The 1,971-nt window shown below is 65.4% G+C and carries 1 protein-coding gene; it reads right to left on the minus strand.

Annotated features, from left to right (window positions below; all coding sequences use genetic code 11):
* Positions 1 to 213: 213 nt before the first annotated feature.
* Positions 214 to 1,971 (minus strand): tail fiber domain-containing protein (locus KDH83_RS30495; protein WP_212322732.1); only part of this gene is annotated, 1,758 nt, incomplete at its 5' end.

Here is a 1,971-nt window from a genome sequence, read left to right on the forward strand (position 1 = left end):
CGCCGCTGCGGTCATTGGCCTGCTGGCCCACGTTGATGGGTATGAGTCGTTGCATGGGAGTCCTGATTCGAGGGATCCGTCCGAAACAAGATTCGGAAATGGAAAAGGCCCGCTGCAAGTGCGAACGGGCCAGGAGAACAAAAAATATGCGTGTGCCGTGTCGCACGGCAAGGGGCGAGCGAACGCCTGCGACGGCGGTACCATCCGCGGCGTCTACCCCGCACGCACAAGCAGCTCGGCGACTTTTGCCTCCAGCTGCTCAATGCGCTGCGCCGCCCCTTGCAGCGCGGCGACCACGCGCGGCATCAGATAGGGCATGTTCACCCGCTGGAATGTGTCGGGATCATCCTTGCTGCCCGTCACCGCGCCGGGCACCTCGGCCTGCAGCTCGTGGGCGATGAAGCCCTCGTCGGCCTGGCCGGTGGATTTCCATGTGAATGTGACTGGCCGCAGCGCCAGGATGCTGGCAAGGGCCCCATCCGGCGGCATGTCACGGCGATCGCTCTTGAGCCGATAATCGGAGGCGGAGTTGTAGGCCGTGCTGGTGGCCGACAGGCTGATGTCGCCGACGATCACCCCGTCCTGGTTCTGGAAGACGCAGGCCGCGCCACCGTTGTTCTGCGGCGCATACAGAGTGCCCCACTGATTGCCGGCGCCTACGTAGGAAACGATCGTCCTCGTATTCGCAGCGGTCTTGACAGGAAACGGGCCGAACGTCCACCTGATCCCGCTCTCGATCTGGCCGCAGATCCCGTAAGGTCCGACGAACTGCAGGCCCATGGGCACGCCGCTGCTCCCCAGCCGATCGAATACCAGCGCCCCCCAGTTGTTCGCGCTGTTGAACTGCATGGACAGATATTGCGAGTCCGCCTGGTCGCGCGAACGGGCAATGAAGCCGGCGACTGTCCCCGCCGCGGCCGGGACCGCGGAAACGAAGGTGGACTTGTCGGCGCCGGTCCCGTCCGACTTGAAGCGCAGGCTGTCGGGCGCCAGCGCGCCAGTCAGCTTCCCGGTGATGAGACCGTTCTGTGCCAGATCGAGCTTGCCCGGCTCCGCCAGGGCCGGATTCACCTGCCTGAGCAATGCCGTGTTCACCTGTTCTATCCGAGCCTGGGTAGCCGTAACCTGATTGACCAGTCCGCCAAGATCCACGCCGTTTGCGTTGACCGTCACGCCGTAGGCCTTGACCACCCAGCAACCCGTGACGTTCCTGGGCCGGGTCTCATCCGACGTCCGCGTCACCAGCGAGCTATCGAAGCGAATGTTTGCTCCTGCCGCCGTCACCGGATAGGTCGGCGACGATCGAGTGCCACCATCGTCCATCGCCGACCCGTAGAACGGGCCGGAACCCCGTCCAGTCGTTGTTCCATAGGCCATGGGTTGCATGCCGACGATGGGCTGCATGGCATCCATCTGTATCGCCCCCGCTTCCTCCGCCGAGTGGGCTCCATCGCCGGAAAGGAATACGCGCCCCAGCCCGCCGGTCTGCTTGCCGTTCAGATCCGGGATCCGGAAATAATCCTTCCCGTCCTGCGTGAACAACGACCACTTGCCACGCATGTGCGGCTTGTTCCACCACTCCGCGTTGTCGATCAGCGGAACGTTCCCATCCTTGATCATCTTCGCCATCGCGGGAAAGGTCTGCTGCAGGTGCGCATCGCCGTCGGCGGGCAGCCAGCCGGCCCATATCTTGCTGCGACTAGGGCACCAGGCCAGGAAGCCCACGGGCACCGAATCGAAGCTAGGCAGGAACGCGTTCGGCACCAGGCCGTCCGCTCCCAGAGGCGCCACGCCCGAGGGTTTGCCGACGGATGCCTTTTCGACATAGTCGCTGCGCACTCGCGCATCCAGGCCGGCCACGGCCAGGCTGACGTCCTTGACCCCGGCGTTCGCCTCGTTCGCCGCGCGCTGCGCGCCGTCCGCGCCGGCCTGTGCCGCCGAGGCCTCGATCCGGGCGCGGTCGGCGCGCAG

Source organism: Achromobacter sp. Marseille-Q0513 (assembly GCF_018195695.1).
In the GTDB taxonomy this organism is placed as follows: Bacteria; Pseudomonadota; Gammaproteobacteria; order Burkholderiales; family Burkholderiaceae_B; genus Achromobacter.